Annotated in this window: 18 protein-coding genes; 13 read left to right on the forward strand and 5 right to left on the reverse strand. The window is 35.6% G+C overall.

Features of this window, described 5'->3' with window-relative positions:
• From RCH13_RS03955 to RCH13_RS03975, 5 genes are all read left to right on the forward strand, one after another.
• Complete coding sequence (locus tag RCH13_RS03955) at positions 1–753, forward strand: ABC transporter ATP-binding protein (RefSeq protein WP_326985909.1); 753 nt, start codon at positions 1–3, stop codon at positions 751–753.
• A 188-nt stretch (positions 754–941) separates the two neighbouring features.
• Complete coding sequence (locus RCH13_RS03960) at positions 942–2,042, forward strand: ABC transporter permease (protein WP_326985910.1); 1,101 nt, start codon at positions 942–944, stop codon at positions 2,040–2,042.
• A 274-nt stretch (positions 2,043–2,316) separates the two neighbouring features.
• On the forward strand, positions 2,317–3,441 hold the full coding sequence (locus RCH13_RS03965; RefSeq protein WP_326985911.1) for an ABC transporter permease: 1,125 nt from the start codon (positions 2,317–2,319) through the stop codon (positions 3,439–3,441).
• A 176-nt stretch (positions 3,442–3,617) separates the two neighbouring features.
• Positions 3,618–3,989, forward strand: coding sequence for a hypothetical protein (locus RCH13_RS03970; protein WP_326985912.1), 372 nt, complete (start codon positions 3,618–3,620; stop codon positions 3,987–3,989).
• Positions 3,986–4,477 carry a hypothetical protein gene (locus tag RCH13_RS03975; RefSeq protein WP_326985913.1) on the forward strand — a complete coding sequence of 164 codons (492 nt, stop codon included), beginning with the start codon at positions 3,986–3,988 and terminating at the stop codon, positions 4,475–4,477. The genes RCH13_RS03970 and RCH13_RS03975 overlap by 4 nt, the downstream gene beginning before the upstream one ends.
• A gap of 36 nt (positions 4,478–4,513) precedes the next feature.
• On the opposite strand, the gene mazG is transcribed toward RCH13_RS03975, so the two are convergent.
• From mazG to ruvX, 4 genes are all read right to left on the reverse strand, one after another.
• Positions 4,514–5,281, reverse strand: coding sequence for a nucleoside triphosphate pyrophosphohydrolase (mazG, locus tag RCH13_RS03980; RefSeq protein ID WP_326985914.1), 768 nt, complete (start codon positions 5,279–5,281; stop codon positions 4,514–4,516).
• Positions 5,282–5,463: 182 nt separating this feature from the next.
• Positions 5,464–6,024, reverse strand: coding sequence for a DUF5606 family protein (locus tag RCH13_RS03985; RefSeq protein ID WP_326985915.1), 561 nt, complete (start codon positions 6,022–6,024; stop codon positions 5,464–5,466).
• A 74-nt stretch (positions 6,025–6,098) separates the two neighbouring features.
• Positions 6,099–6,671: a peptide deformylase gene (gene def, locus RCH13_RS03990; protein WP_326985916.1), complete on the reverse strand. Its 573-nt coding sequence runs from the start codon at positions 6,669–6,671 to the stop codon at positions 6,099–6,101.
• Entirely contained in the window at positions 6,668–7,084 is a 417-nt protein-coding gene (gene ruvX, locus RCH13_RS03995; RefSeq protein WP_326985917.1) for a Holliday junction resolvase RuvX, read from the reverse strand. The genes def and ruvX overlap by 4 nt, the downstream gene beginning before the upstream one ends.
• Before the next feature lie 110 nt (positions 7,085–7,194).
• Here ruvX and RCH13_RS04000 point away from each other — a divergent pair, with 110 nt between their 5' ends.
• Positions 7,195–7,671: a SixA phosphatase family protein gene (locus RCH13_RS04000; RefSeq protein ID WP_326985918.1), complete on the forward strand. Its 477-nt coding sequence runs from the start codon at positions 7,195–7,197 to the stop codon at positions 7,669–7,671.
• Between the two features lie 53 nt (positions 7,672–7,724).
• On the opposite strand, the gene RCH13_RS04005 is transcribed toward RCH13_RS04000, so the two are convergent.
• On the reverse strand, positions 7,725–9,275 hold the full coding sequence (locus RCH13_RS04005; protein ID WP_326985919.1) for a serine hydrolase: 1,551 nt from the start codon (positions 9,273–9,275) through the stop codon (positions 7,725–7,727).
• A gap of 177 nt (positions 9,276–9,452) precedes the next feature.
• On the opposite strand from RCH13_RS04005, the gene RCH13_RS04010 reads away from it, so the two are divergent.
• The 7 genes from RCH13_RS04010 (at position 9,453) to RCH13_RS04040 (ending at position 16,808) form a co-directional block, all read left to right on the forward strand.
• The gene (locus tag RCH13_RS04010; protein ID WP_326985920.1) at positions 9,453–9,806 is read left to right on the forward strand and encodes a VOC family protein; all 354 of its coding nucleotides are present in this window, start codon (positions 9,453–9,455) and stop codon (positions 9,804–9,806) included.
• A gap of 134 nt (positions 9,807–9,940) precedes the next feature.
• The gene (locus tag RCH13_RS04015) at positions 9,941–11,071 is read left to right on the forward strand and encodes a hybrid sensor histidine kinase/response regulator (RefSeq protein WP_326985921.1); all 1,131 of its coding nucleotides are present in this window, start codon (positions 9,941–9,943) and stop codon (positions 11,069–11,071) included.
• A 115-nt stretch (positions 11,072–11,186) separates the two neighbouring features.
• Entirely contained in the window at positions 11,187–14,654 is a 3,468-nt protein-coding gene (locus RCH13_RS04020; RefSeq protein WP_326985922.1) for a response regulator, read from the forward strand.
• 4 nt (positions 14,655–14,658) lie between these two features.
• Entirely contained in the window at positions 14,659–15,033 is a 375-nt protein-coding gene (locus RCH13_RS04025; protein ID WP_326985923.1) for a response regulator, read from the forward strand.
• A 3-nt stretch (positions 15,034–15,036) separates the two neighbouring features.
• On the forward strand, positions 15,037–15,858 hold the full coding sequence (locus RCH13_RS04030; RefSeq protein ID WP_326985924.1) for a CheR family methyltransferase: 822 nt from the start codon (positions 15,037–15,039) through the stop codon (positions 15,856–15,858).
• Complete coding sequence (locus RCH13_RS04035; RefSeq protein ID WP_326985925.1) at positions 15,859–16,425, forward strand: chemotaxis protein CheB; 567 nt, start codon at positions 15,859–15,861, stop codon at positions 16,423–16,425.
• On the forward strand, positions 16,422–16,808 hold the full coding sequence (locus tag RCH13_RS04040) for a response regulator (RefSeq protein ID WP_326985926.1): 387 nt from the start codon (positions 16,422–16,424) through the stop codon (positions 16,806–16,808). Before RCH13_RS04035 ends, RCH13_RS04040 begins: the two co-directional genes overlap by 4 nt.
• Positions 16,809–16,817: the final 9 nt, after the last annotated feature.

A 16,817-nucleotide genomic window follows, 5' to 3' on the forward strand; every position in this document is an offset into this window, starting at 1 on the left:
ATGAATATTAAAAATCAAAATATCGCCATCAAAGCAGAAAATATCACCAAAGTTTTTGGAGATTTCACCGCGGTTGATCACATCAGTTTTGAGGTGAAAAAAGGAGAAATTTTTGGTTTTCTCGGTGCAAATGGCGCCGGAAAAACTACAGCGATGCGAATGTTCAGTGGACTTTCAATTCCAAGTTCGGGAACTGCGACTGTTGCTGGTTTTGATGTATATAAGGAAACCGAAAAGATCAAGAAAAACATCGGTTATATGAGTCAGAAATTTTCTTTGTACAATAATTTAACGGTGAAAGAAAACCTCAATTTCTTCGGTGGCATTTACGGAATCCCAAGAAAAAACTTAAAAATAAAACGCGACGACCTTCTGAAAAAACTAGGATTAGAAGAGGAAAAAAACAAACTGGTTTCCCAACTTCCTTTGGGTTGGAAACAGAAATTGGCATTTTCAGTCGCTATTTTTCACGAACCTGAAATTGTTTTTCTTGATGAGCCAACCGGTGGAGTTGATCCTGTCACGCGCCGACAATTTTGGAATATGATCTATGAAGCTTCGGATCGTGGAATTACGATTTTCGTAACCACGCATTATATGGATGAAGCCGAATATTGTGACCGCGTTTCCATAATGGTCGATGGAAAAATTGCCGCTTTAGACACGCCAACAAATTTGAAAAAATATTTCAATGCCCAAAATATGGACGATGTTTTTTATGAATTGGCGAGAGGCGCGAAAAGAAGTGAATGAGTAGTTGAGAATTTGAGAATTTGAGACATTGAGAATTTGAGAATTTGAGAATTTGAGAATTTGAGACATTGAGACTTTGAGACTTTGAGACTTTGAGACTTTGAGAATTTAAATATTGAAAATCATAATAAATCTATAAACGGCAATTATAAATCAATGATAATTTATCATTCATCAGTAATAATTATATGAAACAGTTGATCACTTTTGTAAAAAAAGAATTCTGGCACGTTTTGCGTGACAAAAGAACGCTTTTCGTGCTTTTCGGAATGCCAATCGTGCAGGTTCTGCTTTTCGGTTTTGCTTTGAGTACAGAAGTGAAAAATACAAAAATCGGTGTTTTGGATCAGGATCAATCTCAAAATTCCATCGAACTTATTTCAAAAATTAGTGCTAATCAGTATTTTGATATTGATCAAAATTTAAAATCCATTGATGAAGCAGAAAACGCTTTCAAAGGCGGAAAAATAAAAATGATTGTGGTCATTCCCGCACAATTTGCTCAAAACTTAAACAGCGGCAAAATAGCCCAACTACAATTAATTACCGACGGAACAGATCTTAACATGGCAAACCAGATCTATAATTTCATGTCGAATATCATCCAGGATTTTTATGGTCAAAAAACCTTTCAACAAACTTTTGGCGTTCAACCAGAAATCAGAATGTTGTACAATCCACAACTAAAAGGCGCGCCAAATTTCGTTCCCGGCGTCATGGCATTTATTCTTTTAATTATTTGTGTTTTGATGACGGCCATCGCAATTGTTCGGGAAAAAGAAACCGGAACCATGGAAATATTACTCGTTTCGCCCATGAAACCCTATATTATTATTTTAGCAAAAGCAATTCCCTACTTCATTTTGTCCATGATCATTTTGGTTTCCATCTTAATTTTAAGTGTCACCGTTCTCGATTTACCCATCAAAGGAAGTCTCTTTTTACTTTTTGGAATCAGCATCATTTTCATCATTACCAATCTTTTAATTGGAATTGTAATTTCCATCGTCACCGCTTCCCAACAAACCGCCATGCTCATCGCGCTCGTTGGAACCATGCTTCCAACCCTTATGTTGAGCGGTTTTATGTTTCCTGTAGAAAATATGCCGCTTCCTTTACAAATGGTCGGAAATCTCATTCCCGCCAAATGGTATTACGAAATTGTAAAAAATATTATGATCAAAGGAACCGGTTTAGCGGTTATTTGGAAACACGTTTTAGTCCTTTTCGGAATGATGATTTTCCTCTTCGTGATCGCCGTGAAAAAATTTAAAATAAGGTTAGAATAAAAAAGAGATTGAAGACCGCTTCGCTGATAGATAAAAGATAATAGACAAAATTAGTAAATGTAAAATAAAAATTAGATTGATTTTTTGGGCAGATCTTGTCCTTAAAGACGAGACCTTCCACTCCCTCCCGATTTTACATCGGGATCCGTTCAAGTCGGGCTGCAGATTTTAGATAAAATAAAAAGTTAGATTAAAATAAAACCTCACTCTATGGACTTTTTTACGACACAATAAAATAAATGCTTTGTGACTTTGTGGTTAAATAAATAAAAAAATGTTTAGAACATTACTCATATTAATTAAAAAAGAATTCCTGCAAATATTCCGGAACAAATCCATTCTGGCCATTATTTTCGTGATGCCCGTTATTCAGTTGGTCATTCTTCCTTTGGCAGCAAACTATGAAATAAAAGACATCAAAATAGCCGTTGTAGATCACGAAAAATCTACGGAATCCCGTGAACTCATTAGGAAAATCACCGCTTCAGGATATTTTAAGATCATTGAATATGGCGAAAATTACAACACCGCTTATGAAGAAATTGAAAAAGACAAAGTCGATTTGATCCTGGAAATCCCCAATAATTTCGAAAAAGATTTAGTTCGGGAAAACAAAGAAAAAGTTTTACTCGCCATCAATGCCATCAACGGAACAAAAGCCGGACTTTCTGCAAGTTATCTCGCCCAGATTTTGCAGGATTACAACCAACAGGTTCAATTAAAAATGACGCCCGAATTAGAAAGCGCGAAGAAAATTTCCGGTGTGGAAATCGTGCCCAAATTTTGGTTTAATGAAAATTACAATTACCGACTTTCCTTAGTTCCCGGAATTTTGGCCTTCTTAGTAACCTTAATTGGAGGCTATTTAACCGCCTTAAATATCGTAGAAGAAAAAGAAATCGGAACCATCGAACAGATCAACGTTTCTCCGATAAAGAAAAGAGATTTCATTTTGGGAAAACTCATTCCTTTTTGGATCTTGTCAATGGTCGCTTTCAGCATCGGACTTTTGGTGACGATTTTCGTCTATGGAATCCAAATGCAGGGAAGTTTTTTGCTGCTCTATGGATTTATTTCTGTCTATTTAGTGGCCATTTTAGGAATGGGACTTTTGGCTTCAGTTTATAGTGAAACCCAACAACAATCAATGTTTATGGTTTTTTTCTTCATGATGATCTTCATTTTGATGAGCGGCCTTTTTACCCCAACAGAAAGCATGACCGACTGGGCAAAATATGTGGCTTATGTGAATCCCGTAACTTACGGAGTTGACGGTGTTCGTTTAATTATGTTGAAAAACAGCGGATTCATGGATTTATTACCGCACTTTGGATTTATCACAGGATTGGCAATTGTGGTGATTTCATGGGCTGTTTTGCGGTATCATAAAACGAGTTAGAAATCTTAAAAATTAGCCATTAAGATTAATGAAGGAATTAAGAAAATTAAGATTGAACAAAGATGAATTTAGCACGCACAAAAAATATCTCAAGATGTTTTTCTTAATGCGCTTAATCACTTAATAGAAACTTAATGGTAAGGAAATTAATTTATTAAATATAAATATCTATAATTATGAAAAAAATAATACTTCTAATTTTCCTCGTCCTCTTCGGAGCAGTTACGCTTTTTATGAGCAGTTCCGTCCTCTTCGATTGGTTTGGAATAAGGGCAAAAGAAGGCAATTACGTTCCGCTCGTTGTATGGGCAAACCTGATTTGTGGAATCCACTATTTGGTTGCTGCTTATGGAATTTTAAAAAATCAAACTTGGGCAAAAGTGCCTTTAGTTATCTCTTTAATTATTTTAGTTCTCGCCTATATGGGATTATTTATTAACATCAATAACGGTGGATTGTATGAAACAAAAACCATTGGAGCCATGGCTTTCCGAATCTTAGTAACTGGAATATTTCTTTTTACAACCATAAAAATTTTAAAAAAATGAAAAAAGCAATTTTATCAGCCCTTTTGGGTTTAGCGATCGTAATTTCTTGCGAAAAAAAACAGGAAGAAAACCTTACCAATGAAAGCACGAAAACCGAACAAAATACTTCGGAAGAAAAAGCTTCAGAAGCGCAGGAAAAATCAGATGAGCATAAAGAAGGTGCAAAACTGGAGTTAAATAATGGTGCAAAATGGACCATGAATGTAGAAATGAAACCCTTCCTGAACGATATGGAAACTCAGCTAAATGCCTACAATGCGCAAAGTGGAGATTACAATAAGTTAGGAAACAACCTAAGTGCGACCAATGATAATTTAATAAAAAGCTGCACCATCAAAGGAACGCCACATGATGTTTTGCACTCTTGGTTAGCGCCTCACATGAAAGAAATTGAAAAATTGAAAAAAGCAGATAACAGAGAAAAAGCGAATAAAATCGTGGACGAGCTCAAAGAATCGATGGTGAAATATCACGAATATTTCAACTAATCATTTTAAAATAAACCTTCGGAAAATTCTGGAGGTTTATTCGTTTTTCTTGGCTTCTTCCCAAAGTTCATCCATTTTTTCTAATGATAAATCTGCCAAATTTAGATTTTTATCCAAAGCCAAATTTTCCATTTTTTGAAATCTGGTAATAAATTTATTATTCGTTCTTTCTAAAGCTGAATCAGGATTGATGCCGATAATTCGCGCATAATTAACCAGCGAAAAGAAAACATCGCCCAACTCCTGCTCTTTTTTATCCAGGTCGGTTTCGGCGTGAAATTCTGCCAATTCTTCATCTACTTTTTTCCAGGCATCTTCTGCGTTCGCAAATTCAAAACCGATTCCCTTCACTTTGTCCTGGATTCTGTACGCTTTGATCAAACTTGGCGTTCCTTTCGTAACGCCAGAAAGTACAGATTTGTTGCCTTCTTTCAGTTTCAGTTTTTCCCAGTTCTGCTTAACCTCATCCTCGTCCATTACGGTAACATCGCCATAAATATGTGGATGACGGAAAATCAATTTTTCATTTAAAGAATTGATGACATCTGCAATATCAAAACTTTTTTTCTCTGATCCTATTTTTGCGTAAAAAACTAAATGCAATAAAACATCACCTAATTCTTTTTTAATTTCCGGCAAATCTTCCTTGAGCAACGCATCAGAAAGTTCATAAACTTCTTCCAAAGTCAAATGCCGCAAAGTTTGCAAAGTCTGCTTTTGATCCCAGGGACATTTTTCCCGCAGATCATCCATAATATCGAGTAATCTCCCGAAAGCTTCGAGTTGTTCTTGTCTGGAATTCATAATTTTTGGAGATTTTATTTAAAGAAAAAAGATAATAGAGATGATAGACTTACAAACTTCCTCTAATAATGGGAAATAATATTTCCTTTTTTAGAATTGCGTGCAATGATTTGGTTGCTTTAAACAAAAAACTTTGTCAAAGGTCTAAACTTTGACAAAGTAATAATTATAAAAAGGGGAATTTATCCCATTTTCCGATGTGTACTTTTCGGCGCAGATTTTGCGGAAGAAGTGGCAGCTTTCACTTTCGAAGTGGCTACTTTTTCTTTTTTCGGCGCTGCTTTTTTCGTTTCAATTTTGTCTGTGATCACATCTGTTTCTGCAGAAGTTTCTGCCTCTGTTTCAGTTTTTACAAAACTTTCTGGAGTGATGTAACCTGCTTTGTGCAAGACATTATACCATTGCGCCAATTTTTTAATATCCGAAACATAAACTCTGTCATGATCGTAATCTGCTAAAGACTGCGTCATAAATTCTCTCAGTTCTGCATCCGTTGATTTATGGGAAATGGTCTCTTTGTACTCATTGTTTTTCGCTACTTTTTCAAAAACGTCGAATAAAGGAACTTCTTTATCAAACGTAAACATGGCGATATTATCCAACAAACTTACCTGTGAAGTATTACCAATACTCACTTTCTTTTTTGTTAAAACATCTTCGATAATGAATCCATTCTTCAACTGTGAAATTAATTTAAAAAGTCCCGGTTTTCCGGAAATCGAAATTATTTTTTCTAACTGCATCTGCTTATTTTTTATTTAATTTTAATACTAAAGTTCTATTTTTTGGGAATTTTAACCCGCACAAAGATGAGAAATTACTTTGGAAACCTCATCTTATAATTTACGCCGACTTCTCCCTGAGAAATCTTAATCAATTTGCCTTTCACTAGTTTTTTCTTCAGTGAGCTTAAATGATCCGTAAACAATATTCCTTCTATGTGATCATATTCATGCTGCACCACTCGCGCGCGCATATCTGACAAGGTTTCTGTATGTTTTACAAAGTTTTCATCCAGGTATTCTATCACGATGGTTTCCTTTCTTTTTACATCTTCTCGAACATCTGGGATAGAGAGACAACCTTCATTAAACTTCCACTCTTCGCCAGATTCTTCTAAAATTTGGGCATTGATGAATACTTTTCGGAAATCTATCAATTCTGCTGCAATATCTTCATAATCCTCATCTTCTGCAAGCGGAGAAAGATCAACAATAAACAACCGAATATCCAAACCAATTTGTGGCGCTGCCAAACCAATACCGTTCGCAGAGTTCATGGTATCAAACATATTGTCTATCAGAATTTTTAAATCTGGATAGTCTGATTTAATTTCATGGCAATGTTTTCTTAACACAGCATCTCCAAATGCTCTTATGGGTAATATCATTTCTGTTTCTGTTCTAAAAAATTCTGCAATATAATGGTGGCACTTATTTTATCAATCAGTCCTTTCTCTTCCCTTTTCTTTTTGCTTTTACCACTTTGAGAAATCGCAAAGGAGGCCATTTTGGAAGTAAAGCGCTCATCAAACCGATGAACAGAAATCTCTGGAAACTGAAGTCGAAACTTTTCTATAAATTTTAAAATATGGATTTCTATTTCATTAAGATTTCCTTTTAAATCTGTAGGAAGCCCAACCACCATGGATTCTACTTCATTTTCTGTAAAATATTTAGATAAAAAATCAAAAATATTTTTAGTTTCTACCGTTTGCAAACCGCTTGCAATAATTTGAAAGTCATCTGTTACTGCAAGTCCGCAACGTGCCTTTCCGTAATCAACTGCAAGAATTTGTGCCATATTCTGCAAATTTAAGAAATTTAAAACAACTGATTTTTATCATCAACCTCTTTTTACACATTTATTGAAAAATAATTTCTAATTTTATGTTCAGAAAAAAAACTTGAGCCATGAAAAAACTAATTCTAGTCCGACACGCGAAGAGTGATTGGCCCGAAGATACCGAAGATTTTGACCGTCCACTTGGCGAAAAGGGCTATCGAGATGCAGAAAAAATGTCTAAATTCTTAATTTCCCAGAACATTGAAATTGACCATTTTCTATCCAGTCCGGCATTACGGGCTTTAACGACTTGCAAAATTTTTAATGAGGAGTATTACGTAGAAATACAAAAAGTTGATAAATTATACAACGCGTCCGAAAGTTTTTTTGAGACTTTGGTTTTGACTATAGACAATCAATTTACTGATGTAGCAGTATTTTCTCATAATAATGGAATTTCCAATTTCGCAAATGGCATGTCTGAAGATGTTTTCATGTTGCCTACCTGCGGTGTTGCAGGCTTTGAAATTGACTGCGATTCTTGGGCAGATTTTCATGATGCGAAGAAGAAGCTTATCTTTTTCTATGAACCAAAAACAATTTAAATAAAAAAACTCCGAAAAAAAACCTCATCCAATACGGTGAGGTTTCTCTGTTTCTAATTTTTTCGCTGTAAATCCAAATCTTCAAAATCAAAACTGAAATCGGTAATATCCGAAATAGGTTTCATTTTAATGCTTTGCGCTTTCCCATTTTCATCTAAATTAAAATTCACGAAAGCATCTGCATCATAACTTCGGTCGTCCCATTTTGCAATCATCACATTAGTGGTATAAGGCAATAACTCCCCTTGTAATCGCGGTGAATTTTTACAGAAAATCCGGAAATTTTTTCCCTCCTTAGAAATCATCACCTCGCCAAACCACGGATCAATATAAGTTCCAACAATTTGCTCGCTCTTAATTTGACTACTTTTCTCTTTTTTAAATTCCTCGGATGTGGCAAAAATTTCCTTCTTATCTTTCGCATAATCTGCGTTTACTTTGGCCATTCTATCCCCATACGTTTTCAACCAATCTTTTTGAGGCATTCCCAAATAAGAATCTTTTACCGTATTGGTGATGGCGCTAAAAGCAGCGCCACTTTGCTGATTGGTTAAGACAATAATACCCAGTTTCATATCTGGAATTAAGGTAAACTGCGTTACAGTTCCGATTAAACCACCGGTATGATAAACTTGTTTGTGACCTTTAACATCCGTCAAAAACCACCCTAATCCATAGCCGCCGAAGTTAGAATCGTAGGCATTTTTTAAGGGAACTGGAGTAGAAATCTGCAAATTCCACAGTTGCTGAATTTGTTTATCAGACACTAATTTTTTGCCATCTTTCGTGGTGAAACCGTTTATCAGAAATTCTGCCCAAATCGACATATCCTTAATATTACTGATTATACCGCCGGCCGCATTGGCAGTTTCATTCCAGTCATGCGGAACTTGTACGGCTTTTCCGTCCACGGGTGCGTGAGCATCGATAATATTAGAAACATTGGCGGCTTTTGCGCGGCTATAACTTCCATAGCTCGAGTTCATTCCCACGGGTTTTAGAATTTTCTGTTCTATAAATTCTGCCCAAGTCAATTTCGAAACACGGTGAATAACTTCTCCTGCAACAATAAACATAATGTTATTGTAATCTAAAGTAGTTCTGAACGGATTTTCTGGCTTCAGATATCTAACATTATGAATGATGTCATTCACGGATAAATTTCCTCCTTCTGGAAAAAACATGAGATCACCTTGTCCCAAACCTAAACCTGCTCTATGTGTAATTAAATCTTTAATAGTAATTTCTTGCGTCACATACGCATCATGCATTTTGAATTCTGGAATGTATTTGGAAACTTTATCATCAAAATTTAATTTCCCTTCATCTGCTAAAATTGCAAGTGCAGTTCCGGTGAAACCTTTTGAATTAGAGGCGATCCCAACCAAAGTCTCATCGGTCATTTTTTGTTTGGTACTTAAAGAACTTACCCCAAAACCTTTAGAATAAATCACTTTTCCGTCTTTAACTATTCCCACGGATATTCCTGGAACATCAAAAGTTTTTAAAGTACTTTGGATGAGTTCATCCAGTTTTTTTTCTTCTACTTGGGAAAAACCAAAAACGAAAACGAGGATAAAGAGGAATGATAATTTTAATTTCATGGGAATTATTTTAGGTGGTGATGCGAAATATTTATTCTAAAGTTTCAACGTGGGTTCCAAAGATAAAAATTTTTTATAAGTATTCTAAGTTCTCAGCGCAGCTAGGCAGAAATCAAATTTTGTAGACAGAAATAAGTATATTTATGTTTAAAACTTTCCAAAAAAAAACATCTTGCAATGCTTACCTCAATTCATCCCAAATTACCGATGCGGAACAAACAGGTAACTCACGATTATTTTGTAAATGTTCTGAAAATTAAAGTGGTTTCGGATTACATAGATTATTTACTCCTTGAAAAAGACAAGGTAGAAATTCATTTTTTTCTCTTCGAAGACCTTAAGCCTGAAGATAATTACGTTATGATTTACATCAGAACAAATGCGATTGAAGAGTTGTATAAAAGTTTTTTGGATAACAATGTTACAATACATCCGAATGGACCTTTAGAAATAAAATCTTGGGGGCAGAAAGAATTTTCCCTGCTTGATCCGGACTTTAATTTATTAACCTTTGGGAAAAGCAAATTTTAGAAACTATCATCAAGTTGTAAAAACTGACCTATTTCTACAAAGTTGTTTCTCTTACTTCGAAGCGATCAATTTTAAAGTTTTCAAAAATAGTATATTTGCTATCTTTTCACCGTACTTAAATCTAGTTTTAAATAATGATTCTAATTGTAGATGACTCTCCCCAAAATATAATATCCTTGAAAAAGGTTTTGGAGAAAAATGATTTCGTAGTTGATACGGCATCTTCTGGGGAAGAAGCTTTGAAGAAAATACTTAAGAGATCTTACGTCCTTATTATTCTGGATGTTCAAATGCCGGGAATGGATGGTTTTGAAGTGGCAGAAACAATTTCTGGCTTTAGTAAAGCCAAAGAAACTGCCATCATCTTTTTATCTGCCGCAAGTGCTAATTTAAATCTTATCACTAGAGGATATTCTTCAGGAGGTTTAGATTATATCAGCAAACCCGTTGATATGAATATTCTTTTGCTGAAAGTGAAAACATTTTACCGTATTTACGAACAAAGTCGTGCGCTCACAGAAATGCAGGTAAAACTGCGTGCAGAAATTGAATTCCGAAAAGAAGCCGAAAGAAAAAAGGACGAATTTATCAGTATTGCAAGTCACGAACTGAAAACGCCCATGACGAGCATTAAAGGGTACATTCAATTATTAGAAAGAAGTCTGGACAAAAATGACATTATAACAGTAAAAAAACGTCTTCACAAGGTCCAGAACCAAATCGAAAAATTAAATTTGCTCATCGCAGATTTATTAGATATTTCTAAAATAGAAAGTGGCAAACTTAAGCTCAATAAAAAATATTTCTCCTTAGAAGTTTTGGTGGATCACATTGTAGAAGTGATGCATAACTCCACACCGCACGTGAAAATATTGAAGAAAAACTTTACAGATTTTGAAGTCTTAGGTGATGAAATACGTATTGAACAAGTCATTGTAAATTTTATCACCAATGCCTTGAAATACGCTCCAGATCAAGAAGAGATTCATCTCACATCTGAATTAAGGGGAGATCAACTTTATTTCTCCGTGCGCGATTTTGGAATTGGTATGTCGAAGGAGCATCAACAAAAAGTATTCGAGAAATTTTACAGAATAGAAGAAACTTCGGAACGTTTCCAAGGTTTAGGAATTGGTCTTTATATTTGTCAAGAAATCATTGATCGGCACAATGGAACCATTGGCGCAACCAGCAGTCCTGACGAAGGTTCCGAATTTTATTTCCAAATCCCTTTACTACCAGAAGTGCCCGCAACCAATAATTAATAACATGACTTTTAAAAAAAATCTACTTTTCGGACTGGGAATATCGCTTATCATATTGTTCATAAGTTCGCTGGCTTCTTACATTAGTATTAATAACCTTATTAATTCATCGCAGATGGTAAGATCCAGCAACACGACCATCAGAGATTTCGATAATTTACTGTCTTACGTGAAAGATGCAGAAACGGATCAGAGAGGATTTTTGCTTACGGGAAATAAAGAGTTTTTAGACCCTTATTTAGATGCAAAGCAGAACATTAAAAGGGAAACTGAAGATTTATATTTAAGAATGACCGGAACAGCGGTTCAGAATAAAAATTTCGAAAAATTAAAATCCAATATAGAAAATCGTTTAAGGATTTTGGATCAAAATCTCGTTCAGAAACAATCGAATATTGAGGTTACTACGGAACAATTACTCTTAGGAAAAAAACACATGGATGAGATTCGTCTGTCTGTTGCGAAAATGCAATTTGAAGAGGAGGGAATTCTGAAAAGCAAAAGAGAAGATCTGGATAAATTTGCTTCTTACACGCCTTATTTGATTATTCTATCTGCTCTTCTAGCCATTAGTATAACCTTGGTTTTTTTTAGAAAAGTTTCTCGGGATTACAGTAAAAAAAACAGTTTAACCGAAGAACTAAAGTTAAAAAATAAAGAATCAGAAAATAGAATTGCAGCGATAGAAATAGTTTCAGAACTAATTTCTGCAGGCGATTACAATATTTTAACCGATGAAAAAGCAAGAGAAAACTTAGGAACAGTTGCAGAATCACTCAACCAAATGGCGCAGTCACTTCAAAATTCCTTTAAATTAATCGAAGAAAAAGAGTGGCTAAGTTCCTCCGTTGCACAACTCAATGATAAAATGCTGGGTGAAAAAAGCATGGAAACTTTGGCAACAGATATTTTAGGCAGCATCACGGAACATACCGGCAGCCGTGTTGCAGCGATTTACGTGCAGCAAGAAGACAGCAAACTTCATTTGGTGAGGAGCTATGCCGCAGAACCAGGCTTAAGGAATACGATTCAAATTGGAGATGGAATTTCGGGAGAAGCTTTCCGTTCTTCTCAAATGATTTTAGTAGAAGATGTTCCAGATCATTCCACAACCATTACCTATGCAACAGGTGAAACTAAACCGAAAAATATTCTAGCACTACCGATTACAAGATACGGCAGAGCGATAGGCGTAATCGAATTGGGTTCTATGCAGGAATTTTCACCCTTACATCTAAAGTTTTTGCAGAATGTAGCCGGTAACATTGGAATGGCTTTCTACGCGATGCAAAGTCGGGTGAAAATGCAAGAGCTATTAGAAGAAACTCAAGCACAGTCCGAGGAACTGCAAACTCAACATTCAGAACTGGAAAATATTAATTCTGAATTAGAAGCGCAATCCCAAAAACTACTCGCTTCCGAAGAAGAATTACGTGTGCAGCAAGAGGAATTGATGCAAATCAACCAAGAGCTGGAAGAACGAACTGGCCTGTTGGAAGAAAAAAATGCTTTAATTGAAGAAAGAAATATCAAAATTCAGCAAAAATCTCAAGAGCTTGAACAAAGTACTAAATACAAATCTGAGTTTTTGGCGAATATGTCTCATGAACTGAGAACTCCCCTAAATTCTATTCTCCTTCTTTCCAAATTAATGACGGAAAGTGATGACCTGGACGAGCAATATGTGGAATATGCCGAAGTAATGCAAAGTTCTGGCTTAGGATTACTCACCCTTATCGATGAAATTCTGGACCTTTCTAAAATTGAATCGGGGAAAATGACCTTGGAAATCAATGAGGTTCCGCTAACAGAAATTACGGGTGATCTGAAAATGTTATTTAGTCCAATGGCAAATGCAAAAAACCTGCATTTAAATATTGAAATTAAACCCGAAACAAGCGCCATTTTAACCACGGATAAACTGCGATTAGAACAAGTTTTAAAAAATCTTTTATCCAATGCTATTAAATTTACTTCAATAGGAAGTATCACTTTAAATATCTCTAATGATGCCGCACAGGAAAAAATAAACTTTAAAGTCACGGATACAGGAATTGGAATTGCGCAGAATAAACTCAGAATGGTTTTTGAAGCCTTTCAACAAGCCGATGGATCTACGCAAAGAAAATATGGCGGAACAGGTTTAGGACTTTCTATCAGTAGAGAACTAGCCCGTTTGTTAGGTGGCGAAATTAATCTGGAAAGTGAAGAAGGCGTTGGAAGTGTGTTTACTTTATCCCTCCCTATTTCAGCTTTGGATGCAACCATAGAACCAAAACAACCCACACTGGAACTTCCGGTTTATACGCCTGTAGAGATTGAAAAACAACCGAAGAGATTTATCTCAGATATCATTCCTGCAGCGGTAGAAGATGACCGAGAAAACATTGTAGAAGGAGATAGAATCATTTTAATCATTGAAGATGACACGCCGTTTGCGAAAATCCTCCTCAATTTCGCGCGTTCCAAAAATTACAAAGTAATTTCCGCTGTTCGTGGTGATGAAGGTATTGAGTTGGCGCAGAAATACAAACCTCTCGCAATTTTATTGGATATCCAACTCCCAATCATGGACGGTTGGCAAGTGATGGAAGCTTTAAAATCTAATCCAGAGACCAAACCCATCCCAGTTCACATTATGTCTAGCATGAAATTTAAACAAGAAAGCTTATTGCGGGGCGCTGTAGATTTCATCAATAAACCTTTCGCGCTGGAACAAATGCAAGAGGTGTTTAAAAAATTAGAAAAAGCTTTGGATCGTTCCCCGAAAAAAGTTTTAATTATTGAAGAAAATGAGCAACATGCAAAAGCCTTAAGCTATTATCTTGGCGCAAACAGCATCAATACAGACATCGTCAATAATGTACAAGAAAGCATAGACGCACTGCAAAAGCAAGAAGTAGATTGTGTCATTCTGGATATGGGAATGCCTGGTAAAAACGCCTATGAAACCTTAGAAACCATCAAACAAAAAGAAGGATTGGAGCATTTGCCAATCATTGTTTTCACAGGAAAAAGTCTCTCTCAAGGTGAAGAAAATCGGATTAAAAAATATGCGGATTCTATCGTGGTTAAAACTGCTTTTTCTTACCAAAGAATTTTAGATGAAGCTGGTTTATTTCTCCATTTGGTAGAAGAAAAAAATAAAAAAGACAAGGATCAATTCGGCAGCTTTCAAAATCTAACCGAGCTTAGAAACATTTTGGAAGACAAAACCGTCTTAATTGCAGATGATGATGTTCGAAACATATTTTCATTAACCAAAGCTTTAGAAATTCAAGGTATGAAAGTAATTTCTGCCATGGACGGAAAAGAAGCACTGAAAATTTTGAAGGACAATAACTCCATTGATGTGGTTTTAATGGACATGATGATGCCAGAAATGGACGGCTACGAAACGATTAGAGAAATCAGAATTTTACCACAATTTAGAAATCTGCCTGTATTGGCAGTAACCTCAAAAGCAATGATGGGTGACCGCGAAAAATGTATTGCAGTAGGCGCTTCAGACTATATTTCAAAACCAGTAGATATCGATCAAATGGTTTCCTTATTACGAGTTTGGTTGTATGATAAAATCTAAAATCATGAAAAAAGATAAAAAAGTACTCATCATTGATGATGACAGCAGAAATATTTTTGCACTCAGTGCAGTTTTAAAATCCAAAAAATTTCAGTGTGTTTCTGCTTTGAATGCAGGTGCAGGTTTAAAAATCCTCTCCAATAATAATGATATTGGGATTGTTTTAATGGATATGATGATGCCTGAAATGGATGGTTATGAAGCCATTGAACGAATGAAGAAAGACGAACAAACTAAGAAAATACCGGTGATCGCGATTACTGCACAAGCGATGACGGGAGATCGAGAAAAATGCATGGAAGCAGGCGCAGATGGCTACATCAGCAAACCTGTAGATGTAGATGAACTGATGAATTTGCTCAATCAATTAATTGACTAAACCGTGAATTCCACTGAAGACAGAGACCGCCACGTAGAAACATTACTTTCAGATGTTTTAGAAGTGTACGGCTATGATTTTACCGGATATTCCAAAGCATCCCTGAAACGTAGGGTGGTTCGCTTGTATGAGCTGGATCGGTTTGTAAGCTTCGCAGAATTCCGTTATAAAATCAGAACGGAACCCGCCTATTTTAAGCGCTTCATGGAGCAAATTACCATCAACGTGACAGAAATGTTCCGCGATCCAGAATTTTACACCACTTTACGAAATGAAATTTTGCCCCATCTTGGAACCTACCCTTTTATAAGGATTTGGATTGCCGGTTGCAGCACTGGCGAAGAAGCGTATTCTGTTGCCATATTCTTGAAAGAATTGAATCTTTTACACAAATCCTTAATTTATGCCACAGACATTAACGCTACGGTTTTAGAAACAGCTGCTCAAGCCTTAATTCCCATGAGCAAAATGAAACTATATACCGAAAATTATATTGCAGCAGGTGGCACTGAACAATTTTCTGATTATTATTCTGCTAATTATTCATTAGGGAAATTGAATGATGAATTAAAAAGAAATATTATTTTTTCCACGCACAATTTAGTGTCGGATCATTCTTTTAATGAGTTTCAATTAATACTTTGCCGCAATGTATTGATTTATTTTGACCGACCTTTACAAAGCAAAGTATTTGAACTCTTTGATAACAGTTTAGAAAAATTTGGTTACTTAGCTTTAGGAACCAAAGAATCACTTGAATTCTCAACTATTTCTAAAAATTTCGAGCGAAATACAACCAGAAAAATCTGGCGCAAAACACAATAAATGAGAAAATGCGAAGCATTAATTATCGGTGGATCTGCAGGAAGCTTAGATATTATTTTAAAGCTTCTACCTGATTTGCGCACTGATTTAAATTTTCCAATTATCATTGTGCTACACAGAAAATCTGGCAGAAGCAGCATGCTCACCGATTTATTAAGCGCACGCACGAAATTAAAAGTAAAAGAAATTGAGGAAAAAGAAGAAATAAAATCCGCAACTATTTACCTTGCGCCACCAAGCTATCATTTACTCTTAGAAAACGACCGTACTTTTTCATTGGATGCCTCAGAAAAAATTAATTTCTCTCGCCCCTCCATTGATGTTACCTTCGAAAGTGCAGCAGAAATTTTTAAAGAAAATTTAGTTTGTTTACTTTTGTCGGGTGCCAATAGTGACGGAACTTTAGGCTTAGATGCGGTCACTAAAACTGGGGGCAAAACAGCAATCCAAGATTTGAAATCAGCAACCTCGCCTTTTATGCCGCAAAATGCTTTAGAAAACGTGACCATCGATGAAATTCTGGAGCCGAAAAATATGGCAAACTTTATAAATAACTTAGGAAGATGAATGAAAACAGTGCAATAAAAACTTCAAAAAAAGTATTTATTTTTGATGACAACTTGGAAATTCTGGAATTGTGTACTGAAATTTTAGAAGATCTTGGATGCCAAGTCAATACCTCTGCTACCACCAATAACGTGGAAAAACAGGTTCAAGATATTTTACCAGATTTAATTTTCATGGACAATTGGGTGCCGGATATTAGTGGCATCGAAGCTACAAGACTTCTAAAATCAAATGAAAATTTAAAACACATTCCAGTGGTTTATTTTTCTGCGAATATTAATATCAATCAATTGGCGGAACAAGCTGGAGCAGATGATTTTATTGCCAAACCTTTTGACATTAATAAGTTCGAGGAAATGGTGGAGAAATATATTGGAGGTTAAAATCATCAG

The sequence above is a fragment of the Chryseobacterium sp. MP_3.2 genome (assembly GCF_035984805.1).
Lineage (GTDB): Bacteria > Bacteroidota > Bacteroidia > Flavobacteriales > Weeksellaceae > Kaistella.